At 68.9% G+C, this 24,221-nt stretch carries 18 protein-coding genes; 8 read left to right on the top strand and 10 right to left on the bottom strand.

From position 1 onward, the window contains the following. Positions 1-7: 7 nt before the first annotated feature. Both QM772_RS14615 and ppk2 read left to right on the top strand, forming a co-directional pair. Entirely contained in the window at positions 8-598 is a 591-nt protein-coding gene (locus QM772_RS14615; RefSeq protein ID WP_415137698.1) for a 5-formyltetrahydrofolate cyclo-ligase, read from the top strand. A gap of 147 nt (positions 599-745) precedes the next feature. Further along, positions 746-1,927 carry a polyphosphate kinase 2 gene (gene ppk2 / locus QM772_RS14610; RefSeq protein ID WP_415137696.1) on the top strand — a complete coding sequence of 394 codons (1,182 nt, stop codon included), beginning with the start codon at positions 746-748 and terminating at the stop codon, positions 1,925-1,927. Positions 1,928-2,008: 81 nt separating this feature from the next. Here ppk2 and QM772_RS14605 read toward each other — a convergent pair whose 3' ends face one another. Further along, a complete protein-coding gene (locus QM772_RS14605; RefSeq protein WP_415137694.1) occupies positions 2,009-3,007 on the bottom strand; it encodes a LysR substrate-binding domain-containing protein in 999 nt (332 codons plus the stop codon). Between the two features lie 117 nt (positions 3,008-3,124). On the opposite strand from QM772_RS14605, the gene QM772_RS14600 reads away from it, so the two are divergent. The 3 genes from QM772_RS14600 (at position 3,125) to QM772_RS14590 (ending at position 6,492) form a co-directional block, all read left to right on the top strand. Continuing rightward, entirely contained in the window at positions 3,125-3,613 is a 489-nt protein-coding gene (locus tag QM772_RS14600; RefSeq protein WP_415137692.1) for a DUF2917 domain-containing protein, read from the top strand. Between the two features lie 113 nt (positions 3,614-3,726). Beyond that, positions 3,727-6,033, top strand: a complete 2,307-nt coding sequence (locus QM772_RS14595) for an NADP-dependent malic enzyme (RefSeq protein WP_415137690.1) — start codon at positions 3,727-3,729, stop codon at positions 6,031-6,033. 90 nt (positions 6,034-6,123) lie between these two features. After that, entirely contained in the window at positions 6,124-6,492 is a 369-nt protein-coding gene (locus tag QM772_RS14590; RefSeq protein WP_415137688.1) for a nucleotidyltransferase family protein, read from the top strand. A gap of 25 nt (positions 6,493-6,517) precedes the next feature. On the opposite strand, the gene QM772_RS14585 is transcribed toward QM772_RS14590, so the two are convergent. The 6 genes from QM772_RS14585 to QM772_RS14560 all read right to left on the bottom strand — a co-directional run bounded on the left by QM772_RS14585 (position 6,518) and on the right by QM772_RS14560 (position 12,548). Beyond that, positions 6,518-6,730, bottom strand: a complete 213-nt coding sequence (locus QM772_RS14585; RefSeq protein ID WP_415137686.1) for a YbdD/YjiX family protein — start codon at positions 6,728-6,730, stop codon at positions 6,518-6,520. Between the two features lie 10 nt (positions 6,731-6,740). Continuing rightward, positions 6,741-8,831: a carbon starvation CstA family protein gene (locus QM772_RS14580; RefSeq protein ID WP_415137684.1), complete on the bottom strand. Its 2,091-nt coding sequence runs from the start codon at positions 8,829-8,831 to the stop codon at positions 6,741-6,743. 494 nt (positions 8,832-9,325) lie between these two features. Then, the gene (locus QM772_RS14575; protein ID WP_415137682.1) at positions 9,326-10,585 is read right to left on the bottom strand and encodes an NAD(P)/FAD-dependent oxidoreductase; all 1,260 of its coding nucleotides are present in this window, start codon (positions 10,583-10,585) and stop codon (positions 9,326-9,328) included. Positions 10,586-10,710: 125 nt separating this feature from the next. Then, on the bottom strand, positions 10,711-11,286 hold the full coding sequence (locus tag QM772_RS14570) for a YceI family protein (RefSeq protein ID WP_415137680.1): 576 nt from the start codon (positions 11,284-11,286) through the stop codon (positions 10,711-10,713). An 85-nt stretch (positions 11,287-11,371) separates the two neighbouring features. Next, positions 11,372-11,935, bottom strand: coding sequence for a YceI family protein (locus QM772_RS14565; RefSeq protein ID WP_415137678.1), 564 nt, complete (start codon positions 11,933-11,935; stop codon positions 11,372-11,374). A gap of 61 nt (positions 11,936-11,996) precedes the next feature. After that, complete coding sequence (locus QM772_RS14560) at positions 11,997-12,548, bottom strand: cytochrome b (RefSeq protein ID WP_415137676.1); 552 nt, start codon at positions 12,546-12,548, stop codon at positions 11,997-11,999. A 150-nt stretch (positions 12,549-12,698) separates the two neighbouring features. Here QM772_RS14560 and QM772_RS14555 point away from each other — a divergent pair, with 150 nt between their 5' ends. Beyond that, positions 12,699-15,404, top strand: a complete 2,706-nt coding sequence (locus QM772_RS14555) for a bifunctional acetate--CoA ligase family protein/GNAT family N-acetyltransferase (protein WP_415137674.1) — start codon at positions 12,699-12,701, stop codon at positions 15,402-15,404. Positions 15,405-15,497: 93 nt separating this feature from the next. Beyond that, a complete protein-coding gene (locus tag QM772_RS14550; protein WP_415137672.1) occupies positions 15,498-16,718 on the top strand; it encodes a lytic murein transglycosylase in 1,221 nt (406 codons plus the stop codon). 130 nt (positions 16,719-16,848) lie between these two features. On the opposite strand, the gene QM772_RS14545 is transcribed toward QM772_RS14550, so the two are convergent. After that, positions 16,849-18,030, bottom strand: coding sequence for a serine hydrolase domain-containing protein (locus QM772_RS14545; RefSeq protein ID WP_415137670.1), 1,182 nt, complete (start codon positions 18,028-18,030; stop codon positions 16,849-16,851). 422 nt (positions 18,031-18,452) lie between these two features. Between QM772_RS14545 and QM772_RS14540 the strand changes: the two genes are divergently transcribed. Next, positions 18,453-19,481, top strand: coding sequence for an IS30 family transposase (locus QM772_RS14540; RefSeq protein WP_415139600.1), 1,029 nt, complete (start codon positions 18,453-18,455; stop codon positions 19,479-19,481). Between the two features lie 244 nt (positions 19,482-19,725). Here the strand turns inward: QM772_RS14540 and QM772_RS14535 are convergent, their stop codons facing one another. Beyond that, a complete protein-coding gene (locus tag QM772_RS14535; protein ID WP_415137668.1) occupies positions 19,726-19,950 on the bottom strand; it encodes a hypothetical protein in 225 nt (74 codons plus the stop codon). Then, a complete protein-coding gene (locus QM772_RS14530) occupies positions 19,934-24,220 on the bottom strand; it encodes an RHS repeat-associated core domain-containing protein (protein WP_415137666.1) in 4,287 nt (1,428 codons plus the stop codon). Before QM772_RS14530 ends, QM772_RS14535 begins: the two co-directional genes overlap by 17 nt. Position 24,221: the final 1 nt, after the last annotated feature.

The raw sequence follows: 24,221 nt of genomic DNA, 5'->3' as shown, positions 1-24,221 counted from the left end.
GACGATTATGAGCAGTTTCGACAAGAAGGCGACCCGCGAACGCCTGCTGCACGAGCGCCTGCACCTGGAAGACCGGCTGGCGCGCGCCGACGCCTTGCAGCAGGTGATGCGCGTCTGGCTGCTCGGGCGGCCGGACACCGTGATCGGCGCCTACTGGCCGATCAAGGGCGAGTTCGACCCCCTGCCCGCCCTGCACCGCTGGAAGGAGGACGGCGAGCTGATGGACGAGCCGCAGCGCCGCCGCATCGGCCTGCCGGTGGTCGACAAGGCGCACAAGACGCTGACCTTCCACGTCTGGTACCCCGGCTGCCCGATGGAGGAAGACGCCTACGGCATCCCCAAGCCCAAGGACACCGAGCTGATCGTGCCCACGCTGCTGTTCGTGCCCTGCGTGGGCTACGGCGCGGGCGGCTACCGCCTGGGCTACGGCGGCGGCTTCTACGACCGCACGCTGGCCGCGCTGGCGCCGCGCCCCGCCACCGTGGGGCTGGGCTTCACCAACGGCTTCATCGACGACTTCGAGCCCGAGCCCCACGACCAGCCGCTGGACGCCATCCTGAACGACAACGGCGTGGTCTGGCCCGTGGCCGCGCCCTGATGGTGGTGGGTGGCGCGGCCAACCGCCGGATTTCTTGACGCACATCAATTCGCCGCCCCGCCAGCGGTGGATAGTTGACGCATGACGGCTGCGCGGCAGCGTGGCCGAGCCGTTGCCGCCCCAGCCCCCCAGGAGACGAGGAACACCATGCCCGAGACGACCCGCACCCCCGCCCGCAAGACGAGCGCCGGCAAGACCGCGCCCCGCAAGCCCGCCGCCAGCGGCCTGAACGGCGCCGTCCGCCCCGCCAGCAAAGGCGACGTCCCGCCCTCGCTGGCGCCCCGGGCCATCGAGCGCTTCGTGGCCGAGCGCGCCACCGTGTCGGCGCGCGACAAGCAGCTGGCCGCCGCGCGGCGGCTGGTGGAGGACGAATCCGCCGGCACGCCGGCCGAGCGCGCGCGCGGCCTGCGCGCCCTCATCGACGGCGCCTCGCCCGACGACCGCAAGGCGCTGCGCAAGGCCCTGCGCAACCCGGCCGGGCCCGAGCGCCCCGGCAAGCCCGACCCCGACGAGGAGCTCGCCGCCGACTGGCGCGACGGCGGCTACCCCTACAAGAACCTGCTGCGCCGCTCGGTCTACGAGAAGCAGAAGTTCGCGCTGCAGGTGGAGCTGCTGAAGTTGCAGAACTGGGTCAAGGAGACCGGCGCGCGCGTGGTCATCATCTTCGAGGGGCGCGACGCCGCCGGCAAGGGCGGCACCATCAAGCGCTTCATGGAGCACCTGAACCCGCGCGGCGCGCGCGTGGTGGCGCTGGAGAAGCCCACGCCGAGCGAGCAGGGCCAGTGGTACTTCCAGCGCTACGTGCAGCACCTGCCCACGCGCGGGGAGATCGTGCTGTTCGACCGCAGCTGGTACAACCGCGCCGGCGTCGAGCGCGTGATGGGCTTCTGCTCCGACAAGGAATACCGCGACTTCATGCACCAGGCGCCCGAGTTCGAGCGCCACCTGGTGGCCAGCGGCGTGTACCTGATCAAGTTCTGGTTCAGCGTCAGCCGCGCCGAGCAGCGCCGCCGCTTCAAGGAGCGCGAGGGCCACCCGCTCAAGCAGTGGAAGCTCAGCCCCATCGACAAGGCCAGCCTCGACAAGTGGGCCGACTACACGCGCGCCAAGGAGGCGATGTTCTTCGAGACCGACACCGCCGACAGCCCCTGGACGGTGATCAAGAGCGACTGCAAGAAACGCGCGCGCCTGAACGCCATGCGCTACGTGCTGCACAAGCTGCCCTACGCCAGCAAGGACCTGGCGCAGATCGGCAAGCTCGACCCGCTGATCGTCGGCCGCGCGCACGTGGTGTACGAGCGGGGGGAAAAACCGCAAGCCTTGATGTAAACCGGATGCTCCTGTTTATATAGCTGCCAGCGCTTGCTGGGCGGGCACTGGAGCCCGATTCGACCTTGATTCCAGCGCCGCTCAATCCAGGTCGTTCACCAGGTCCGGGTCGTCGGCCTCCCCCGTGGCCGCGCGCGTGGCCACGGCCTGCGCCAGCACCCAGTCGGCGAAGGCCCGCACCTCGGGGCGCTGCGCGCTGCGCGCGGCCACCAGCACCCAGTAGGCCATGGGCGAGACCAGCCGCGCCTGCGGGAAGTCCTGCGGCGCGAACAGCTCCACCAGTTCGCCGCGCGCCAGGCTCTCGGCCACCAGCGGCGGGCGCGCCAGCACCACGCCCTGGCCGCTGAGCGCGGCCTGCACCATCTGGTAGGCGTAGTTGAAGCTGAGCCAGCGCTTGGGCTGCGCGCGCGCCAGGCCGTTGGCGTCGAGCCAGCGGCGCCAGCTCAGCCATTCCAGGTGCGGGGTGTAGGCGTCGCTGGCCTCGATCAGGGTGTGCTTCAGCAAATCCTGCGGCTTCTTCAGCGGCGGCCCGCTCTTCAGCAGCCAGGGGCTGGCCATGGGCGCGACGGATTCGCCGAACAGCCGCCGCGCCGTGGGCGGCATGCGCGCGGCCGGCGCGTAGCGCACGGCCACGTCGATGTCGGCCACCTCCAGGTCCACCGCGGCGTCGGAAGCCTCGATGCGGATGTCGATGTCGGGGTGGTCGCGCTGGAACGCCTCCAGCCGGGGGATCAGCCACATCGACGCGAACGAGGCGAAAGTGGTCACCGACACGTGGCGCCGCCCGGCGCTCTGGCGGATGTGGCGCACGGCGGCATCGATGCGCGGCAGCGCCTGCGCCACCGCTTGCAGCAGCTGCGCGCCGGCGACGGTCAGCTCCACCGCGCGCGTGTGGCGCAGGAACAGCGGCACGCCCACCTCGTCCTCCAGCGACTGGATCTGGCGGCTGACGGCCGACTGCGTGAGCGCCATCTCCTCCGCCGCCGCGCGGAAGTTCAGGTGCCGCGCCACCGCCTCGAAGGCGCGCAGGTGGCCGGCCTGCACGGGCCGCGTGCGCAAGTGGGTCTGTGAATGCAGCATGGCGATTGATGCGGTATGGGAATGAATAGCGTGGCGCGATTTCATTGGACTGTCAATGTGCGCGGGGACAACATCAGCACCCTCATTGATGCGCCCGCAACACCCAAGGAACCTGCCATGCCGCACCCCGAAAGCACCCTTTCGCGGCTCGCCCCCGAAGCCGCCACCCGTGGTCTGTGGACTCTTTCGCCCGCCCGCGCGCTGACGCTGCGCCCGCGCCGCGACGGCGTGCTGCACCTGGCGCGCGGCGCCGCCTGGGCCACGCGCGCCGGCCCGCACGCCGGCACCGCCGAGGGCGGCCCGCAGGGCGACCTGCTGCTGGCGCCCGGCACGCGCCTGCCCCTGCGCGCCGGCGACACCCTGGTGCTGGAGCCCATCGCCGCCCACGGCGAGCCGGCGCGCGCGATCGCCTTCGACTGGCGCGAAACCACCGCCCCCCACGCCGCCCCGGCCTGGCACGAGGCCGTGGCGCGCCCGGCGCACGACCTGGCGCGCGCGCTGGCCGAGGCCACGCACGCCTTCGCCCGCCTGGCGCGTGGCGTGCTGCGCTGGTCCGGCGGGCGCCTGATCCGGCGGCCGTTCGCCGATCCGCTACACCTTCAATAGCTGGCGGCGCCCGCCAGCCGGGCGCCGAAGGCCGATTTGGCTTGAAACGCGGGGAATGTCAGGGAATTGCGGTAGGCTTGCGGCCACAACAACCGACACCCCAGGAGACCCCCATGGCCAAGACCCTCTCGCCCGCCGAGGCGGCGCTGCGCGACGCCGCGCGCGAATACCACCGCACGCCCTCGCGCGGCAAGATCGCGGTCACCCCCACCAAGCCGCTGTCCAACCAGCTCGACCTGTCGCTGGCCTACTCGCCCGGCGTCGCCTACCCCTGCCTCGACATCCAGGCCGACCCGTCCAAGGCGGCCGACTACACCTCGCGCGGCAACCTGGTCGGCGTGGTGACCAACGGCACCGCCGTGCTGGGCCTGGGCGACATCGGCCCGCTGGCCGGCAAGCCGGTGATGGAGGGCAAGGGCTGCCTGTTCAAGAAGTTCGCCGGCGTGGACGTGTTCGACATCGAGCTGGCCGAGCGCGACCCCGACAAGCTGGTGGAGATCATCGCCGCGCTGGAGCCCACGCTGGGCGGCGTCAACCTGGAGGACATCAAGGCGCCCGAGTGCTTCTACATCGAGAAGAAGCTGCGCGAGCGCATGAACATCCCCGTGTTCCACGACGACCAGCACGGCACCGCCATCATCTCGACCGCCGCGCTGCTCAACGGGCTGGAGCTGGTGGGCAAGCAGATCGGCGAGGTGAAGCTCACCGTCTCCGGCGCCGGCGCCGCCGCCATCGCCTGCCTGGACGTGATGGTGGCCCTGGGCGTGAAGCCCGCCAACGTGTTCGCCTGCGACTCCAAGGGCCTGATCTACGCCGGCCGCCCCGGCGGCTTCGACGACAGCAAGGCGCGCTACGCCCAGCCCGACACCGGCCTGCGCACCCTGGCCGACGTGGTGAAGGGCGCCGACGTGTTCCTCGGCTGCTCGGCGCCCGGCGTGCTGACGGGCGAGATGGTCAAGACCATGGCCGACAAGCCCGTGATCCTGGCGCTGGCCAACCCCGAGCCCGAGATCCGCCCCGAAGAAGCCAAGGCCGCGCGGCCCGACTGCATCATCGCCACCGGCCGCTCGGACTACCCGAACCAGGTCAACAACGTGCTGTGCTTCCCCTACATCTTCCGCGGCGCGCTGGACTGTGGCGCCACCAAGATCACCGAGGAGATGAAGCTGGCCTGCGTGCGCGAGATCGCCGCCCTGGCCAAGGCCGAGACCAGCGCCGAGGTGGCCGCCGCCTACGCCGGCAAGGACTTGCAGTTCGGCCCCGACTACATCATCCCCACCCCGTTCGACCCGCGCCTGATCCTGCGCATCGCCCCCGCGGTGGCGCAGGCGGCGGCCGACTCCGGCGTGGCCGAGCGGCCCATCGCCGACATGGCCGCCTACCGCACCAGCCTGGAGCGCTTCGTCTACCAGACCGGCATGGTGATGCGCCCGGTGTACGCGGCGGCCAAGGCCGTGGCGCCGGGCGGCAAGCGCGTGGCCTACGCCGAGGGCGAGGACGAGCGCGTGCTGCGCGCCGCGCAGATCGCCGTGGACGACGGCATGGCCGAGCCCATCCTGATCGGCCGCCCGGCGGTGATCGAGCAGCGCATCCAGAAAGCCGGCCTGCGCATCCGGCTGGGCCAGGACGTGCAGTGCGTCAACCCCGACGACGACCCGCGCTTTCGCCAGTACTGGGAGGCCTACCACGGCCTGATGGCGCGCGACGGCGTCTCGGCCGAGGTGGCCAAGGTGGCGGTGCGGCGCTCCAACACCCTGATCGCCTCGCTGATGGTGCGCCTGGGCGATGCCGATGCCATGCTGTGCGGCACCCTGGGCCGGTTCGACCAGCACCTGGAGCACATCCGCGACGTCATCGGCGTGCAGCCCGGCGCGCCCGGCTTCGCCGCGCTGAACGCCATCATGCTGCCCGAGCGCACGCTGTTCATCACCGACACCTACGTGCACGACGACCCCAGCGCCGAGCTGCTGGCCGCCATCGCCCACATGGCCGCCGTCGAGGTGGGCAACTTCGGCATTCCGCCCAAGGTGGCGTTCGTGTCGCACTCCAACTTCGGCAGCTCCCGGCGCCCGTCGGCGCTGAAGATGCGGCGCGCGCGAGAGCTGTTCCGCGCGCTGGCGCCCGACATCGAGTGCGACGGCGAGATGCACGGCGACAACGCCCTGTCGGCCGCGCTGCGCGCCCAGGCCGTGCCCGACAGCACGCTGAACGGCGAAGCCAACCTGCTGGTCTGCCCCGGCCTGGACGCGGCCAACATCCTGTTCAACGTGCTGAAGATCACCGTCGGCCACGGCGTCACCATCGGCCCCATGCTGCTGGGCGCCGCCGCGCCCGCGCACGTGCTCACGCCCAGCGCCACGGTGCGGCGGCTGGTCAACATGACGGCGCTGGCGGTGGCGGAGGCGCAGGCGCGGCGTTAGTGGTCAAATCAGGCTCCAGCGCTTGACTGGCGGGCGCTGGCAGCTATTGAATCAGTAGTATCCCTCCCATGGCGGGGAGACCATCGGCCCATGCTGCCCGCCCCCCTGCACGCCCACGGGAACGCCATTGCCGCCCCGGGCCAGCGCCACGGCGCACGGCGCATTCGCGTGTTCGGCTCCGTGGCGCGCGGCGAGGCAGGGCCGGACAGCGGCGTGGACTGCCTCGTGGAATTCGATCGGGGGCCACGACCTGTTCGCGCAGCGCCCGCCCCTGGCGCGGGAGCTGCCCCGTTCGGTGGGCCGTCCGGCCGGTCTGATTCCCGAGCACGCGCCGAACCGCCCACTTGCGCGAGCACGTTTTCAAGGAAGCCGTGGAGCCAATCCTGGCGACCCGGCCCAGGGCGACATCCTCCACGACGCCGCCCTATCCGGCTCCGCGCATGCCCCGTGCACGCTTAACTTGGCAGCACCTGGAAGAGCAGGCTCAGCAACAGCGCATCGGCCGCCCCGCGCCGCTGGCGCCGTAGCGCGCGTCGATGCGGTTCCTGAAGAACTCCTCGTAGCTCATGCAGGGCTCGCCCGGGTGGGTCTGCTCCATGTGGCGCACGTAGGTGCCGTAGTCGGGCATGCCGACCATCATGCGGGCGGCATGCCCCAGGTAGCTGCCGGCCTGCCGGAGTTGCTGGAGATTGATCATGGCGTTCTCCTCAATGCCCGCGCGCCGTGCTCACGTTGGCGGGCATGGGCTGGAAGGGGGTTTCCTGGTCGGTGCGGCCGGGTGCGCGGCGCGCCTGCAGGCAGGTCTTGACCGCATACACCAGCACGCTCAGCACCACGGCCAGGAAGATCGCCGTCAGCGTGGCATTGGTGTAGGCGTTGAAGGCGATGGCCTTCATCTGCTCCATGCTCTTGGCGGGCGCGATCAGCTGGCCCGAGGCCACGGCCTCGCTGTACTTGCGGCCCAGGCTGATGAAGCCCACGGCCGGGTTCGGATCGAGCAGCTTGATGAGGCTGGCCGCCGTGGTGCACAGCAGCAGCCAGGCGGCGGGCAGGGCCGTGACCCAGGCGTACTGGCCGCGCTTCATCTTGACCAGCACCACGGTGCCCAGCATCAGCGCGATGGCGGCCAGCATCTGGTTGGAGATGCCGAACAGCGGCCACAGCGTGTTCACGCCGCCCAGCGGATCGACCACGCCCTGGTACAGCAGCCAGCCCCACATGGCCACGCAGCCGGCGGTGCCGATGAGGTTGGCCACCAGCGAATCGGTCTTCTTCATGGCCGGGATGAAGTTGCCCAGCAGATCCTGCAGCATGAAGCGCCCGGAGCGGGTGCCGGCGTCCACGGCGGTGAGGATGAACAGCGCCTCGAACAGGATGGCGAAGTGGTACCAGAAGGCCATCATGTCCTCGCCCGGCAGCGCGCTGTGCAGGATGTAGGCGATGCCCACGGCCAGCGTGGGCGCGCCGCCGGCGCGCGCGAGGATGGTGTGCTCGCCCACGTCCTTGGCCACCTGGTCGAGCTGCTCGGGCGTGATGTGGAAGCCCCACTGGCTCACGGCGGCCGCCACGGCCTGCGCGTCGCCGCCCACCAGGGCGGGCGGGCTGTTCATGGCGAAGTACACGCCGGGCTCGATCACGCAGGCCGCCACCATGGCCATGATGGCCACGCAGGACTCCATCAGCATGCCGCCGTAGCCGATGTAGCGGGCGTTGGCCTCGTTGTCGAGCAGCTTGGGCGTGGTGCCCGAGGAGATCAGCGCATGGAAGCCCGACACCGCGCCGCAGGCGATGGTGATGAAGAGGAACGGGAACATGCTGCCCTTCCACACCGGGCCCGTGCCGTCGACGAACTGCGTGAGCGGCGGCATCTTGAACTGCGGCGCCACGATCAGGATGCCCACGGCCAGGCCGACGATGGTGCCGATCTTGAGGAAGGTGGAGAGGTAGTCGCGCGGCGCCAGCAGCAGCCACACCGGCAGCAGCGAGGCGATGGCGCCGTAGGCGATCAGCATCCAGGTGATCTGGACGCCGGTGAAGGTGAAGGCCGCCGCCCACTCGGGGTTGGCCGCCACCTTGCCGCCGCCCCAGATCGACAGCAGCAGCAGCACCAGGCTGGCCACGGAAATCTCGCCGATGCGCCCCGGGCGGATGTAGCGCATGTACACGCCCATGAACAGCGCGATGGGCATCGTCGCCATCACGGTGAACATGCCCCAGGGGCTCTCGGCCAGGGCCTTGACCACGATCAGCGCCAGCACGCCGAGGATGATGATCATGATGAGGTAGGCGCCGAAGAGGGCGATGGTGCCGGGCACCTGGCCCATCTCCTCGCGCACCAGCTCGCCCAGCGAGCGGCCGTTGCGGCGCGTGGAGATGAACAGCACCATGAAGTCCTGTACCGCGCCGGCCAGCACCACGCCGGCGATCAGCCACAGCGTGCCGGGCAGGTAGCCCATCTGCGCGGCCAGCACCGGGCCCACCAGCGGGCCGGCGCCGGCAATGGCGGCGAAGTGGTGGCCGAACAGCACGTGCTTGTTGGTGGGGGTGTAGTCCATGCCGTCGTTGAGCAGCACGGCCGGGGTGGCGCGGTTGGGGTCGATCCCCATCACCTTGTTGGCGATGAACAGGCTGTAGTAGCGGTAGGCCACCAGGTAGATGCTGACGGCCGCAGCCACCAGCCAGATGGCGTTGACCGGCTCTCCGCGCCGCAGGGCGACGACGCCCAGGCTGCCCGCGCCCGCAAGGGCAAGCGCAATCCAGCCGGCGTGGCCCAGCCAGCCTTTTTCTTGCTGCTGCATGCTGAAAGTCTCCGTGATGTAGTTTGGTTTTTGGAGCGGAGCGGATGCCCGCCAGCCGCAGTGTAGGAGCCGCGGGGGTGTCCGCCCGCGCGGATGCCCCTATCGCTTGCGGGGGAACCCTGGGGCGGATCCAGGTGGCCCAAGGCTCGCCCTGGCCGCCGAGCGGCAGGCGTGATGCGACGCGCACCGGCAGGCCGCCCAGGCAGGTCGCGGCGACAACGCCCCGCGGGGCGAGGCCAAGCTGCCGGCGCGCCCGCCGCTCGACGCGGCCAACATCCTGTTCAACGTGCTGAAGTGCGGCGGCCGGTGAACATGACGGCGCTGGCGGTGGCCGAGGCGCAGGCGCGGCGTTAATGGTCAAATCAGGCTCCAGCGCTTGACTGGCGGGCGCTGGCAGCTACGAAATCAGTAGTTCCCACACGATGGCGTGGTGATACCAATCGGCCTCTACCGCTTATGCATCAAGCGCCGGCAGCTATTAATTCGAGAGCATATCAACCCTGCGGCATAGCCCAGAACGGCTCCGCCCGCGCCCCGCACAGCGCGCTGGCGATGCGCTGCGCGGTGGGCAGCGATCCCGTCAGGCCCAGGTGGCCGTGCCCCACGGCCAGCCACAGGCCGGGCAGCGCGTCGACGTGGCCGACCACGGGCACCGAGCCCGGCAGGCAGGGGCGGTGCCCCATCCAGTGCCGCGCGGGCTGGCCGGCCAGGGCCGGGAAGGCTTCGCGCGCGATGCGCTCCATCAGCGCGGCGCGGCGGGGGTTGGGCGGCGCCTGGAGGCCGGCGATCTCCACCGTGCCGCCCACGCGCAGGCCGCCTTCCATGGGCGCGACGAACACCTTCTTGTCGGCCAGCACCACGGTGCGCCGCACCAGGGCCTGGGCGCCGGCGAACTCCGCGTGATAGCCGCGCTGCGACTCGATCGGCAGCCACAGGCCCAGCGGCCGCAGCAGCGCAGGCGCCCAGGCGCCGGCCGCCATCACCACGTGGGACCAGCGGGCATCGCCGGGCACGCCCTCGCCTTCGGCGCGCCAGCCGTCCTCGGCCGGCCGCAGCCGCCGCACGTCGGCCCGCAGCAGTTGGCCGCCCCGGCGCACGAAAGCGTGCAGCATCGCCTGCACGTAGCGCAGCGGGTTCAGGATGGTGCCGTGGTCGGCCAGGAAGCGGCCGTGCGCGTAGCCGGACGGGGCCTGCGGCTCCAGCGCCTCGATGCCGGCGCGGTCGAGCTGCTGCACGGCGTAGCCGTAGTGCGCGCGCAGTTGCCAGCCCAGCGCGTCCTTGCCGGCGGCGGCGGCGTCGGGGTACAGGTGCAGGTGGCCGTGGCGTATGAACAGCTCGGGCACGCCGAGCTGGCGCGCCATGCTTTCGTGCGCATCGACGGCGCCGTGCAGCAGGTCGTTCAGCACGGCGGCGGCCACGCCCACCTTGGCGGGGTCGGCCGACTGCGTGAAGGCCAGCAGCCACGCGGCGGCGCGCGGCAGGTAGCGCAGCGGCAGCGCCAGCGGGCCGTCGCGGTCCAGCAGCATGCCGGGCACGCTCCTGAGAACCCCGGGCAGCGCCAGCGGCGCGACCGAGCCGGGGCTGATGGCGCCCGAGTTGCCGTAGCTGCACGCCATGCCGGGCTCGCCGCGCTCCAGCAGCGTCACCTCGGCGCCGTGGCAACGCAGCGCCAGCGCCGTGCTGACGCCGACCACGCCGGCGCCGATGACGGCGACGCGCGGCGCCTGCGACGCGGGAGTGACGGTGTCGTTCATCGGGATTTCAGGAAGCATGAGGGTTCAGTTGCTTCGCATTTTCAGCGCTCGGGCCGGCCCGGAGTCAAAAGCAAAAAACCCCACGGCAACGCCGTGGGGCTGTTGGCGGGGGCAGACTGTGCCCCTTACTGCTTGACCGCCTCCACCGTGGCGATCAGCTTCACGTCCTTGCCGGTGACCATGCCCAGGCCGTAGTCCAGGCCCCACTGGGTGCGGTCGACGGTGGCCTCGAAGTTGCCGCCGCACACCTCGCGCTTGAGCATGGGGCTCTGGTAGCAGGCGAACTTGGTGGCCTTCAGGGTGACGGGGTGGGTCTTGCCCTTGATGGTGAGCTGGCCGTCCACGGCGCTGACCTTGCTGCCGTCGAAGTGGAACTTGTCGCCGACGAACTTGATGGTGGGGTGCTTCTCGGCGTCGAACATCTCGGCGCTCTTCAGGTGGCGGTCGAACGGCGCCACGCCGCTGGACAGCGAGGCGGCGTCGATGCTCAGCTCCACGCGGCCGGTCTTGGCGGCGGGGTCGAACTGGATGGTGCCCTCCTCCTTGTCGAAGCGCACGCGGTTCACGCCGGCGCCGAAGTGGTCGATCTCGAACATGGCGGCGGTGTGCGTGGGCTCGGTCACGTAGTTGCTGGCCTGGGCCGGCAGCGCGACGGCGGCGAGCGCGGCCACGGCGGCGAGGGCGGGGAGGGATCGGCGCATGAGGGTCATCCTTTCTGAAGGAGGGATTGCTACGGTAAAAATAGCTGCCGGCGCTTGCTGGACAAGCGCCACGGGCCTATTGGGCCTAAATCTTTCCGACGCCGGTCAGCACCAGCCTGAACTTGACCTGCACGTCGTCGGCGACCATGGACGTGTCGGCCCACTCCTCCTCGCCGATCTTGTAGGCCAGGCGCTTGAGGGCGAACTGGCCGCTGGCGGTGGTCTTGCCGCCGGCCTGGGTGAGCTGCACCGGCACGGTGACGGACTGTGCCGTGCCCTTGATGGCGAGCTGGCCCGCCACCTCGAACCTGCCGCCGCCCAGCGCCTTGACGCTCCTGGACTGGAAGGTGGCCTGCGGGAACTTGGGCACGTTGAACCAGAGGGGCTTGGGCAGCTCGGCGTCGGTCTCCTTCACGCCCAGGGTGGCGCTGCCGGTGTCCACCGTGAGGTTGATGGTGGCGGCCTCGGGCCTGGCGGGGTCGAACGCCACCTGGGCGGCGAACTTGCGGAAGTGCCCCTCCACCGGCACGCCCATCTGGCGGCTGACGAAGCCGATGCTGCTTTCGGCCGGCACCAGCGCCTGCTGCGCCAGCACGGGCGCGGCGGCCAGCAAGGCCAGGGCGGTGGAAGTCAGGAAGCGGAAGCGCATGGACGTCCTTTGCAAATACGTGTGACAGCAGGTTGTTGATGTTTTGTGGCGGTGATTCATTTCAGCGGCCGGGCCGCATGCGCAGCAGCAGGCCGTCGCGGTCGATGAAGTGGTGCTTGAGCGCCGCCGCCACGTGCAGCAGCACCAGCGCCGCCAGCGCGAAGGCGGCGGCGCCGTGCCAGGGCTTGACGGCCTCGGCCAGCGCCTTGTCCGCCGGCAGCAGGTCGGGCAGCGGCAGCACGCCGAACAGCACGATGGGAAAGCCGGCCGCCGAGCTGTAGGCCCAGCCGATCAGCGGCACGGCGAAGAACAGCAGGTACATCAGATGGTGCGTGCCGTGGTGCGCCACGCGCTGCCAGGCCGGCATGGCGGCCAGCACGGGCGCCGGCAGCGGCGGCGGGCGGTGCGTCAGCCGCCACGCGAGGCGCAGCGCCGACAGCGTGAGGATGGTGATGCCGGCCCACTTGTGCCAGTTGATGAGCTTGAGCTTGGCCGGCGAGAACGGCAGCCCCGTCATGTACAGCCCGGCGCCGAAGATGCCCACCAGCGCCAGCGCCAGCAGCCAGTGCAGGGCGATGGCGGTCAGGGTGTAGCGGGTGGCGGGTGGGGGCATGGGCGGGCGAGCGGTACTGAAGAGAGTGCAGCAGTCTAGGGGGCGATCCGGGCCGGAAAGTTCAATCGGCTTGACGTGTCGGTGCAATCGTTTTGAACGTCATGCGCCTGGGTTACTCTAGAAAGCACCCCCTCTGCCCCGCGAACCCCCATGAGCATCCGCAACCTCGACTCCCTGTTCGACCCGCGCTCGGTGGCCGTCATCGGCGCGTCCGAGCGGCCGTTCTCCGTCGGCGGCACGCTGTGGCGCAACATGCGCGGCGGCGGCATCAAAGGGCCGGTCTACCCGGTCAACCCCAAGTACGCCACGCTGTCGGGCCAGCGCTGCCACGCCAGCGTGGACGCGCTGCCCGAGGCGCCCGAGCTGGCCGTGATCTGCACGCCGGCGGCCACCGTGGTCGATCTGGTGCGGCAGCTCGCGCGGCGCGGCACGCGGGCGGCGGTGGTGATCAGCGCCGGCCTCACGGCGGCGCAGAAGCAGGCCATGCTGGACGCGGCGCGGCCGACGCTGATGCGCATCCTCGGCCCCAACTGCGTCGGCCTGCTGGCGCCGCACGCCAGGCTGAACGCCAGCTTCGCGCACATCGCGGCGCGGCCGGGCGAGCTGGCCTTCGTCTCGCAGTCGGGCGCGCTGGTCACGGCCATGCTGGACTGGGCCGAGGCGCGCCAGATCGGCTTCTCGCATTTCGTCTCCCTGGGCGAGCACGCCGACGTGGACTTCGGCGACATGCTGGACTACCTGGCCAGCGACGCGCGCACGCGCGCCATCCTGCTGTACATGGAATCGGTGGACGGGGCGCGCAAGTTCATGTCGGCGGCGCGGGCGGCGGCGCGCAACAAGCCGGTGATCGTGGTCAAGGCCGGCCGCAGCGCGCAGGGCCAGCAGGCCGCCGCCTCGCACACCGGCGCGCTGGCCGCGGCCGACGACGTGGTGGACGCCGCCATCGCCCGCGCCGGCATGCTGCGCGTGGACAGCCTGGAAGAGCTGTTCATCGCCGCCGAGATCCTGACCCGGTTCAAAGCGCCCATCGGCGAGGCGATGACGATCCTCACCAACGGCGGCGGCGCCGGCGTGATGGCGGCCGACGCCGCCGCCGGCGCGGGCGTGCCGCTGGCGGCGCTGCCGCCGGCGCTCGTCGAGGACCTGGACCAGGTGCTGCCCGCCAACTGGTCGCGCGGCAACCCGATCGACATCATCGGCGACGCGCCCGCCCAGCGCTACGTGGACGCGCTGCACGCGCTGGCCCGCCACCCGGGCGAGGCCGGCACGCTGCTGTTCATCCACGCGCCGACGGCCATCGTGCCGGCCACCGACATCGCGCGCGCCATGATCCCGGCCATTCAGCCGGCCGGCCAACCGGCGCTGCCGCTGGTCAGCGCCTGGGTGGGCGGCCCGGCGGTGGCCGAGGCGCGCGCGCTGTTCATGCAGGCCGGCATCGCCTGCTACGACATGCCCGAGCAGGCGGTGGCCGCCATCGGCATGCTGCAACGCTACGCGCGCAACCAGGCCGAGCTGACCGAGGCGCCGCCCGCCGCGCTGCCCGCGGGCGGCGCCGCGCCCGACGCCGCCGCCGTGCGCGCGCTGGCGCAGCAGGTGCTGGCCAGCGGGCGCGACATGCTGACCGAGCCCGAGGCCAAGGCGGTGTGCGAGGCCTACCGCATCCCGGTCGTCGCCACGCGCACCGTGCCGGCCGAGCCGGATGCGGCGGCGGCCGAGGCGGCGCGCATCGGCTTTCCGGTGGTGCTGAAGATCCTGTCGGAAGACATCTCGCACAAGTCCGACGTCGGCGGCGTGGTGCTGAACCTGCCCGGCGAGGACGCGGTGCGCGAGGCCGCCCGCGCCATGCTGGCGCGCGTGCGCCAGGCGCGGCCGAAGGCACGCATCGACGGCTTCACCGTGCAGGCCATGGTGCGCCGCGCGCAGGCGCGCGAGCTGATCGTGGGCGCCAGCATCGACCCGGTGTTCGGCCCCGTGATCCTGTTCGGCCAGGGCGGCACGGCGGTGGAGGTGGTCAAGGACAGCGCCATGGCGCTGCCGCCGCTGAACGCCCCGCTGGCGCGCGCGCTGATCGGGCGCACCCGCGTGGCGCGGCTGCTGGCCGGCTACCGCGACGTGCCGCCGGCCGACCTGGACGCGGTGGTCGCCACGCTGCTGGCGGTGTCGCAGCTGCTGGCCGACGTGCCGGAGGTGGCCGAGCTGGACATCAACCCGCTGATCGTCAACCACGAGGGCGCCATCGCGCTGGACGCGCGCGTGCGCGTCGCCGCCGCGCGGCCGTCCGGCGCCGCCCGCTTCGCCATCCAGCCCTACCCGTCCGACCTGGCGGAGACCATCGACTGGCGCGGCCAGCGGCTGACGCTGCGCCCCATCCGCCCCGAGGACGAGGCGCGCCACCGCGCCTTCCTGGAAAGCCTGGACCCGGAGGACATCCGCCTGCGCCTGTTCTACAGCCGCCGCACGCTGGAGCGCAGCGAGCTGGCGCGGCTGGTGCAGATCGACTACGGGCGCGAGATGGCCTTCGTCGCCACCGCGGCCGGGCCCGGCGGCGAGGAGCGCACGCTGGGCGTGGCGCGCGCCCTGGCCGACCCGGACAACGTGGGCGCCGAGTTCGGCATCATCGTGCGGCCCGAGACGAAGGGCACGGGCCTGGGCCGCATCCTGATGGACAAGCTCATCCGCTACCAGCGCGCCGCCGGCACCCAGCGCCTGACCGCCACCGTGCTGACCGAGAACGCGCGCATGCGCCAGCTCGGCCAGGCGCTGGGCTTCAGCGAACGGCCCACGCCGGGCGAACCCGGCACGTACGAATTGACCCTGCCCTTGCAGCCCGCCGCGATGCCCAAGCGCCAGCCCTGAGCGCGGCGCGCCAGCGTGCCGCAGCTTCTTTTACAAGCTTTTTAGGCCCCCAGCGCTTGCTGGACAAGCGCCAGCAGCTATTATTTTTGAACCATGAAGAAAATCACCACCTACTGGATCGCCGCCGCGCTGCTGGGCGCCCTGCCCGCCGCGCGCGCGCAGGACACGCCGCCCGACGCCGACCCGGCCGCGTTCAGCGCCTGCCTGAACCAGCTCAAGGCCACGCCCGCCTTCAGCGCCATCACGCCCGCCACCTTCGCGCGCGCCACCGAAGCCTTGGCGCCCGACCCCTCGGTGCTGGTGCTGCTGAACCGCCAGCCCGAGTTCACCCTGCCCGTGTGGGACTACCTGGCCGTGCTGGTGGACGCCGAGCGCGTGGCCGACGGCCGCGCCGCCTTCGCGCGCTGGCAGCCCGAGCTGCAACGCATCGAGCAGCAGACCGGCGTGGCGGCGAATGTCATCGTCGGCGTGTGGGGCGTGGAGAGCAACTTCGGCCAGAACCTGGGCGGGCGGCCGCTGGTGCAGTCGCTGGCCACGCTGTCGTGCTTCGGGCGGCGGCAGGCGTACTTCCGCGGCGAGTTCGCCGCCGCGCTGCGCATCCTGCAAGAGGGCCACGTCGCGCCCGAGAAGCTCACCGGCTCCTGGGCCGGCGCCTTCGGGCAGACGCAGTTCATGCCCAGCACCTTCTTCCGCAGCGCGGTCGATTTCGACGGCGACGGCCGGCGCGACATCGTCGACAGCGTGCCCGACGCGCTGGCCTCCACCGCCAGGTTCCTGCAGAACGCCGGCTGGCGGCGCGGCGAGCCCTGGGGCGTCGAGGTGCGGCTGCCCGCCGGCTACGACACCTCCGGCGCCGGCCGCAAGGCCAGGCAGCCCATCGACGCCTGGCGCCGCGCCGGCCTGACGCTGGCCAGCGGCGCGCCGCTGCCCGACACGCTGCCCAGCGCCGGCCTGCTGGTGCCGGCGCGCGGCGGGCCGGCCTTCCTGGTCGGCCGCAACTTCGACGCCCTGTACAGCTACAACGCCAGCGAGAACTACGCGCTGGCCATCGCGCAGCTGTCGAACCTGGTCGGCGGCAGCGGCACCAGCGTCGCCTTCGCCACGCCCTGGCCCACCGACGACCCGGGGCTGTCGCGCGCCGAGAACCGCGCGCTGCAAACCCTGCTGATCGCGCGCGGCCACGACATCGGCAGCGCCGACGGCATGATCGGCGCCCGCACGCGCGAGGCCATCAAGGCCGAACAGCAACGCCTGGGCCTGAAGGCCGACGGCCGCGCGGGGCAGAAGCTGCTGGGGGCGCTGCGCGTGCAGTAGGAACCACTCCCTCTCCCCTCGCGGGAGAGGGCCGGGGAGAGGGGGCGGCGGCGCATGCATGCACGTGCAGCAAACATGGCGCCTGCCCCCTCTCCCCAACCCCTCTCCCGCGAGGGGAGAGGGGCCCGTTTCAGTACCCGAAGCCCTTGTAGGCCAGGTGCTTGAACTCGAAGCAATACGGGTTGCCGTAGCCGAAGTAGCGCTGCGTCATCAGCACGCCCGCGATGTTCAGGCGCGGATTGAACCACCACATGGTGCCCGCCAGGCCGCCCCAGCTCACCTCGTCGGTGGCGGCGGGCGGGTCGATGGCGCTGGGCTTGACCAGCACCGAGGAGCCCAGGCCGAACACGCGGCCGGGGTTGACGGGCATGTTGACGAACTTCACGCACTGGCCCGGCGCGAGGTGGTTGCGGCTCATCAGCGCCAGCGTCTCGGGCTTGAGCAGCGTGGGGCCGTCGCCCGGCATGAGCGCCTGCACCAGGCGCACGGTGTCGTCCAGCGTCGAGACCAGCCCGCCGCCGCCCGACTGGCGCAGCTTGGGGCTGCTGTAGGCGCCGGGAAAGGGCGCGTCGTCCATGCGCTTGAGGCCGGGCTTGGTCGGGTCCAGCAGGTCCACGCCGCCGTACAGCGCCGCCAGGCGCTCGCGCTTCTCGGGAGTCACCCAGAAGGCGGTGTCCACCATGCCCACCGGCGCGCAGATGCGCTGCTGGAAGAAGTCGCCCAGGCTCTGGCCCGAGACCACCTCCACCAGCCGGCCCAGCACGTCGGTGGCCATCGAGTATTCCCACTGCTCGCCGGGGTGGAAGCCCAGCGGCAGCGCGGCCAGCTTCTCCACCATCTGCGCGTTGGTCAGCAGCGGGTTGTGCACGCCGGCCTGCGTGTAGGCATTGAACATCAGCGTGCCCGGGTCGAACGCGCCATAGACCAGGCCCGAGGTGTGGGTCATCAGGTGCTCGACGGTGATGGAGCGCCTGGCCGGCTCCACGTCGTCGATGCGCGTGGCGCCGGGGCGCAGCACCTGGCGGTTGCCGAGTTCGGGGATGTAGCGCTCGATGGGGTCGGACATGGCGAGCTTGCCGTCCTCCATCAGCAGCAGCACGGCGCAGGAGGTCAGCAGCTTGGTGTTGGAGAAGACGCGGAAGAGGTGGTCTTCGCGCAGCGGCACGCCGGCCTCCCTGTCGGCCTGGCCGCACACGAAGCGGTCCACCACCTCGCGCCCGCGCAGCAGCACGGTGGAGACACCGGGCAGAAAGCCCCGATCGACCTGCGACTGCATCGCGGCATGAAGGGGCTGGAAGGGGGATGTGGGCATGGGCTCCTCGGTGGTTGTGGTGGCGGAATCGCGCATTGTGCCAAGCGACGGCGCGCTCTGGCGTCGATCTGCACCACGGTGCTCTGGCCGATGTCGATGGCGCCGATCTCGGGGCTGCTGACCAGGCGCACCCAGGCGGGCGGGGCGGCGCCTTCACGGGTCAGGAGCTGTACCCGCACGCCCTGCGCGGCGCTGTAGCCCTTGTTGGTGATGGTGAGCTTGCCGCTGGCGGTCTTGGTTTGCTGCACGCCGATTTCCAGCGCGGTGGGCTCGGGGGTCAGGCCGGGGCGCGCTTCGTGCAGCTGGTAGTCCAGGCGGGCGACGCCAAAGCGCTCAAGGACGAGGTTCAGGATGAAATCAGGCTCCAGCGCTCGGCGGCCTCAAATCTGAAGTGCAACACCCCCTTCAGAATTGAGGCATCCATGACCGAAAGAACCTACGAGCAGCTCAGTGAGATGGAGCGCTACGCGATAGCGCTGGGCCTGCAGCAAGGGCAGAGCCAGAGCGCCATAGCCAGAGCGCTGGGCCGCTCCAAGAGCACCATCAGCCGTGAGTGCAAGCGCAATGGAGGTGCCCAGGGCTACACCTCCAAGTACGCCCAGCAGCGCTGTGACAGGCGCAGGCACTTCGCCCGCGCTTTGCCCAAACTGCACCGCGACGGCCCCCTGTTCCCCCTGGTGTGCGCGCATCTGCGCCAGCACTGGTCGCCCCAGCAGATTGCCCAGCACCTGAAGAAGCAACACCCTGATGACAGGAGCCGCAGCGTGTCACACGAGAGCATCTACACCTGCATCTATGCCCAGCCCAGGGGCGAGCTGAAGAAAGAGCTGGTGTCGTGCTTGCGCATGGCCCATGCCAAACGCTGGCCCCGCTCCAAGGGCAAGGATCGGCGCGGGGAGATCCAGGATTTGATGAGCATCCACGTGCGCCCGCCCGAGGTCGAGGATCGCCAGCTTCCCGGCCACTGGGAAGGCGATCTGATCAAGGGGGCGGCCAACGCCAGCGCCATCGGCACGCTGGTGGAGCGCACCACGCGCCTGGTGCTGCTGGTCAAGCTGCCACATCCCAACCCGGCCACGGCCGCGCACGTGCTGCAGGCGTTCAGCGACAAGCTCAATGGCATTGCCAGCCCTATGCGCAAAACCCTGACCTATGACCGAGGCTCGGAGATGGCCGAGCACGCCAGGCTGAGCGAGAACACGGGCATGAGGGTGTACTTCTGCGACCCCCACAGCCCTTGGCAGAGGGGCAGCAACGAGAATACCAACGGACTGCTGCGCCAGTACTTCCCCAAGGGCACCGATCTGAGCGGCTATACGCAGGAGCAGCTTGATGCCGTCGCCGATGAGCTCAATGGCCGTCCCAGGATGACCTTGGGCTACCGCACTCCGCTTGAGGTCTATGCTCAGCACCTACAACTATTGACCCAGCGCGGGGACTCCGTGCATTGAATCAATGTTGCACTTGGACTTGAATCCGCCCTCGACCAGCAAGCGCTGGTAGCTATGGAATTGATAGAGGCCGAGCACTCGGCCTGACCGAGTGGAGCGGGGACTGATTTTCATCTGACTCTGTTTCCCCTCACCTCACCCGCAGCTCGACCAAGAAATTAATTCTCATCTGACCCTGATTCTTCCGGAGTTTCTGGGAAAGCTGAGATTCGCCAGATTAAATATCAATCTGATTCCATTTATCTCATTTCTTTCTTCCGCTAGTTATGCGATAAAAATATGGAGCAACAATCCAAAATACCACAAATACCCCCGCCTTCATCCACCAATTATCCACCCAAACAACAATCAACGGCCTCTCAGTCGGAAAGAAACCCTGCTTCAAAGATAAAATCAGCAGAAAAATAGCATGCAAAACTGCAATCGCCTCTAATCTTCCATAGATCGGAACGTCATTTCTTGCAGTCATCACAATCCTCTTTTTCAACATAGAAAACACTGCTCGCCCCCATGCCAATAGTTGCATTCGCCGATATTCCTCCTTGCAGGGTGAAATCTATAAGGCCACCTCCCTTTAATCGGCCAATCCGCGTAACAGACAACAACGACAAGTTCCCGCCGAAAGCCAAATTGATGCCTGACAGCCAAGCCGAGCCATTAGCCGCATACGGTTCTGGACAGTCAGCACGCTCGTCCTCAAGATTTAGTGAACCTCCGCCAGCCGCTTCAAGCAGCTTCGAGCCTGTATTCAGGTTTACACCTCCGCCGAGATTAAGCGTAGAGATATGCCCAATTATCCGATATTTCTTATTGCACTTGCATTCGGATGACAAATTAAAGATCCCAAAAGTACCGCCGAATGCAGCCGTCGCGCCAAAAGTCGCCAAACTACCAGACCACCTCACAGATAAACCATCTGGGTCGAAATTATTAACAGGGCTTGCCGAGGCGTACCAATACCAATTTATCCCTCCCTTTAATGCGATTGGATCTAACTGAACGTACCCCCCAATGTTGGGCTTATAGTCCCTGTGGAAGTTGTAGTGGCTTCCCGTTTCACTGTCGAAGTACTGCCCCGGGAAACGCAGATTCATCGTGATACGACTCTCTGGCAGCGTCCCTGCAGCGCCGAAGGCTTCACTCACCGCCTTCCAACTTGTTGCACCGCTCTTGTCGGTGGCCAGCATCGGCGTGCCCAGGTGATCCGTGTGCAGATAGTGGTAGCTGGTGCCGGCGTCGGTCAAGCTACCGTTGCTCACGTTGGCCTGCCAGACGGGATCAGTGCTCCATAGTCCCTGCTGCGCTGCATTCGGGTTGAAGCCGTATGCCTTGGTGACCTGCCCTTGATCGTTGACTTCGCCCATCAGGCCGTTGTCGCCATAGACGAAGTAGGTTGTAGCTGTAGTGGCCCCTTCCTTGACGCTCTTGGCAATCCTGCGCCCAAGCGGGTCGTAGCGGTAGCTGGCCTCCAGACTGGCCGTGGATTGGCCCTGCGGCGTATTGCTGTACTTGATGAGCCTTTCCGCCGCGCTGTAGCCATAGTCCTTGGTTCCCTGGGCATTGGTCTCCTGCTTCGTGTGCCCCTGCGCCGTGTAGCTGACGCTGGTGTCCACGGGCGCTGCTGCGCTGAACGGCGTTGTCCTAGGGTACTGCGTCATCTGGTTGTCCGCGTTGTAGGCCCAGGCGCCGGGCTGATGCCCGCTGGATGTCCGGTTGCCTACTTGGTCATAGCTGTATTGCTCCTGCGGCAAGCCGGTGATCTGCAACGCATTGTCTGGGCTCGCCTGCGTCAGCCGATCAAGGTGGTCGTAGCCGTAGGTCGTCTTGCCCAGATCGCTCTCGATTTCAGTGATGTTGCCTGCCTGGTCGTACTGGTACAGCCGCTTGGCCAGGAGTTGCGCCGCTTGGTTCTTCACTTCGATGCTCGTGGGCCTCTGCATGGCGTCGTAGCTCAGGCTCTTCACAGCACCAGGGACGCTGATCTGTCCAGGAGCCATCCAGCTATAGCTGCCGTAGCTGATTTCACTGCCGTTGGGCAAGGTCACCTTGGCGAGCCGCCCGCTCGTGTAGCTGTAGCTCTGGGTGCTGCCATCGGGATACGTGTGGCTTTGCAGTTGCCCATCGGCATTGAAGCTCTGCCCTATAGTGAAGCTGAAGCTACCGCTTCCGTCCGCCCTGCCGTAAGTAACGCTGCTGGCGCCATTCCTGCCTTGCGCGTCCCTGGTATAGCTGGCACTACTAATGAGGCTGCCACCGCCATCCTTTTGCTCGTAGCCTGTCATCTGCCCGTCGGCATCGTGGCTATAGCTGACCTGCTGATCGGTTGTGCTGCCGCCCAGCTTGTGCACTTCTTGCGTCATCCGCCCAGCGCTGTTGTAGGTGTAGGCACGTGTGTTGCCGCCAGCATCCGTGCGCAGCGTCAGGTTTCCCGCAGCGTCGCGGCTGTATTGGATGGCCCCTCCCAAGGGTCTTGTTTCCTTCGTGAGCCGATTGGCCTTGTCGTAATCGAAGCGATGAGTGTTGCCCTTGGCGTCGGTCAGGGTGAGCAGGTTGTCTTGGGCGTCCCAGGTCTGCTTGGTGACATTGCCCAACGCATCGATGGTTTGCGTCAGGCGGCCAAGGCCGTCGTACTGGTAGAGGGTGCTCTTGCCGGCCGGGTCAGTTACGCTGATGCGCTGACCCTCGGCGTCATAGCCCTGTCTCTGCACCCTGGTCTGCCCACCACCCAGGTGCACGGTGGCAGCCGTCTGCCTGCCCCGCTGGTCGTACTGATAGGTTTCCCTGTACGTCGGGTAGTTGACCGTGGTGAGGAGCCCAGCCAGCGGGGAATCGGCTGCGCCGTATTCATAGGTGATGGCGTTACCCGCCGGATCGGTGGCCTTGCTGACGCGGCCAAGCTGGTCGTACTCGGTCGTGCTGACCAGTCCGCTGGGGCTGGTGGCCTTGACGGGACGGCCTGCGCTGTCGTACTCGGTGCGCACCCCGGCGCCTTCTGTCTGACCGGGGGCAATCACTTCGACGACCCGTCCACCGGCGTCATAGCGGGTCTTCTGGATTCTTCCCGCCGCGCTGGTGGTCTGTGTTCTTCTGCCCCTCGCGTCGTAGCTGTGACTCACCGTCTGGTTGAGCGCATTGGTGCTGCCGGTCAAGTTCCCCGCCGCGTCATACGCCAGGCTCGTCGTCTGGCCCAGCGCATTGGTCTGCGCCACCGGCAGGCCCTGGCTGTTGTAAGTAGCCGTGCTGCTGTGGCCTGCGCCGTCGGTGACCTTTACGAGGTTGCCCTTGTCGTCGTACTCGAAGCGCTGGGCAACGGCATCCTGCCCCTTGCCATCCCCAGCGCCTATGGTGCGACTGGTCATCTGCCCATAGCTGTCGTATGTGGTGAGCGTGGTTCTTTGCTCCGGTTTCCCCTGGGCCTCGGTATAGCTGACCTCGTTGCCCTTGGCGTCATAGCTCCAGGTGCTGACGATGCCCAAGGCGTTGGTGGCTTTCGTCCTGCGCCCCTGGCTGTCGTACTCGCTGCTCTCCTGGCTGCCATCGGGATAGATGGTCTTGATGGGCTGCCGATTGGCGTTGTACTGAATGGTCGTGGTCAGGCCGCGTGCATCGGTGCTTCTTTCTTGCGTGCTGCTGTCCACGCTGCGCTGGGTGTTGGCGAGGCCACCCGCACTGTCCATCAGCACCAGCCCATCCTTGTCATACACCTGGGTGCGCTGCAAGCCCCCGGGCTCCTGGCTGTACAGGGTGTACTGCCGCCGCGTGCGGTCGTATTCGATGCGGTAGTTGGTGACGGCGCCGCTCTCGTCCTTGATGCTGGCCACGCGCGCCACCTGCGGCGCGTTGACCTTGGTGGAGCCGGTGGAGGTTTGGGTCGGAGAGGGGCTGCCACCTGCACCCGAGCCGCCGCCCATGCCGGCGAAGCCGGGCGAGTCGGGGATGGGCGTGGGGTTGCTCATGTAGCTCAGCTGCACCTGGGCGCCCAGCGGGTCGGTGCGCTGGGTGATCTGGCCCTGGCCGTCGTACTCGTAGCGCCACACCTGGCCATTCAGGTCGGTGACGGTACTCAGGCGGCTGGCGCTGCCACTGCCGCTCCAGGCGTAGCCGACCTGGCGGCCGCTGGTGGTGGCGTCGCTGACCTGGGTAACGCGGCCCTGGCCATCACTCTGGATGGCCAGCACCTGCCGGCCCTGGTGGTCGAGCACGCCGCTCAAGCTGCCCTGGCCGTCGTACTGGAAGCCGACCTTCACGCCCGATGGGTTGGCGTAGGCCAGGATGCGGCCTTGCTGGTCGTAGTCGATGCTGTTGCCCAGGCGGTCGTACCAGCGCCAGCCCGACGCCTGCTGGGCGATGAAGTTCTCGGTGCCGAAGGCGTACAGAGCGGCGCCTTCGCTGCCAGCCGTGCGCTCGTACAGGCTGGCGGCGCGGTCGATGGCCAGCACGCCGCCCATGGGGTCGGCGATGAAGCGCAGGTTGGCCCAGGCAGGGTTCAGGTACCACTTGCCGGCCACCCAGCTGCGGTTGATGCGCACGTGCCCGCCCAGCACCTTGACCTTGATGTCTTCGCGGCTCTCGGTGTATTCCTGGTTGGGCAGGCGCACCGATTGGCTGATGGGCTGGGCCAGGGCGGGCAGCACGGTGCAGCTCAAGGCAAGGGCCAGGAGCCGGCCCAGAAGTTGGATGCCGAATCGGGCTCTGGCGCCCGTCTGGGCTGCGCTGGCAGCTATTGTTTTGTGAGTCATG

It is taken from the genome of Ottowia sp., assembly GCF_047601385.1.
Taxonomy (GTDB): domain Bacteria; phylum Pseudomonadota; class Gammaproteobacteria; order Burkholderiales; family Burkholderiaceae_C; genus Ottowia.
Note: the sequence above shows the minus strand (reverse complement) of the source record. Positions and strands in the feature narration are given on the sequence as shown.

Excerpts from the sequence above, each read along its gene's own strand:
- QM772_RS14595 (WP_415137690.1), top strand. The coding sequence starts at position 3,727 with ATGGCCAAGACCCTCTCGCCCGCCGAGGCGGCGCTGCGCGACGCCGCG.
- QM772_RS14585 (WP_415137686.1), bottom strand. The coding sequence starts at position 6,730 with ATGATCAATCTCCAGCAACTCCGGCAGGCCGGCAGCTACCTGGGGCAT.
- QM772_RS14580 (WP_415137684.1), bottom strand. The coding sequence starts at position 8,831 with ATGCAGCAGCAAGAAAAAGGCTGGCTGGGCCACGCCGGCTGGATTGCG.
- ppk2 (WP_415137696.1), top strand. The coding sequence starts at position 746 with ATGCCCGAGACGACCCGCACCCCCGCCCGCAAGACGAGCGCCGGCAAG.
- QM772_RS14605 (WP_415137694.1), bottom strand. The coding sequence starts at position 3,007 with ATGCTGCATTCACAGACCCACTTGCGCACGCGGCCCGTGCAGGCCGGC.
- QM772_RS14555 (WP_415137674.1), top strand. The coding sequence starts at position 12,699 with ATGAGCATCCGCAACCTCGACTCCCTGTTCGACCCGCGCTCGGTGGCC.
- QM772_RS14615 (WP_415137698.1), top strand. The coding sequence starts at position 8 with ATGAGCAGTTTCGACAAGAAGGCGACCCGCGAACGCCTGCTGCACGAG.
- QM772_RS14550 (WP_415137672.1), top strand. The coding sequence starts at position 15,498 with ATGAAGAAAATCACCACCTACTGGATCGCCGCCGCGCTGCTGGGCGCC.
- QM772_RS14535 (WP_415137668.1), bottom strand. The coding sequence starts at position 19,950 with ATGACTGCAAGAAATGACGTTCCGATCTATGGAAGATTAGAGGCGATT.
- QM772_RS14545 (WP_415137670.1), bottom strand. The coding sequence starts at position 18,030 with ATGCCCACATCCCCCTTCCAGCCCCTTCATGCCGCGATGCAGTCGCAG.
- QM772_RS14590 (WP_415137688.1), top strand. The coding sequence starts at position 6,124 with ATGCTGCCCGCCCCCCTGCACGCCCACGGGAACGCCATTGCCGCCCCG.
- QM772_RS14560 (WP_415137676.1), bottom strand. The coding sequence starts at position 12,548 with ATGCCCCCACCCGCCACCCGCTACACCCTGACCGCCATCGCCCTGCAC.
- QM772_RS14575 (WP_415137682.1), bottom strand. The coding sequence starts at position 10,585 with ATGAACGACACCGTCACTCCCGCGTCGCAGGCGCCGCGCGTCGCCGTC.
- QM772_RS14530 (WP_415137666.1), bottom strand. The coding sequence starts at position 24,220 with ATGACTCACAAAACAATAGCTGCCAGCGCAGCCCAGACGGGCGCCAGA.
- QM772_RS14570 (WP_415137680.1), bottom strand. The coding sequence starts at position 11,286 with ATGCGCCGATCCCTCCCCGCCCTCGCCGCCGTGGCCGCGCTCGCCGCC.
- QM772_RS14600 (WP_415137692.1), top strand. The coding sequence starts at position 3,125 with ATGCCGCACCCCGAAAGCACCCTTTCGCGGCTCGCCCCCGAAGCCGCC.
- QM772_RS14540 (WP_415139600.1), top strand. The coding sequence starts at position 18,453 with ATGACCGAAAGAACCTACGAGCAGCTCAGTGAGATGGAGCGCTACGCG.
- QM772_RS14565 (WP_415137678.1), bottom strand. The coding sequence starts at position 11,935 with ATGCGCTTCCGCTTCCTGACTTCCACCGCCCTGGCCTTGCTGGCCGCC.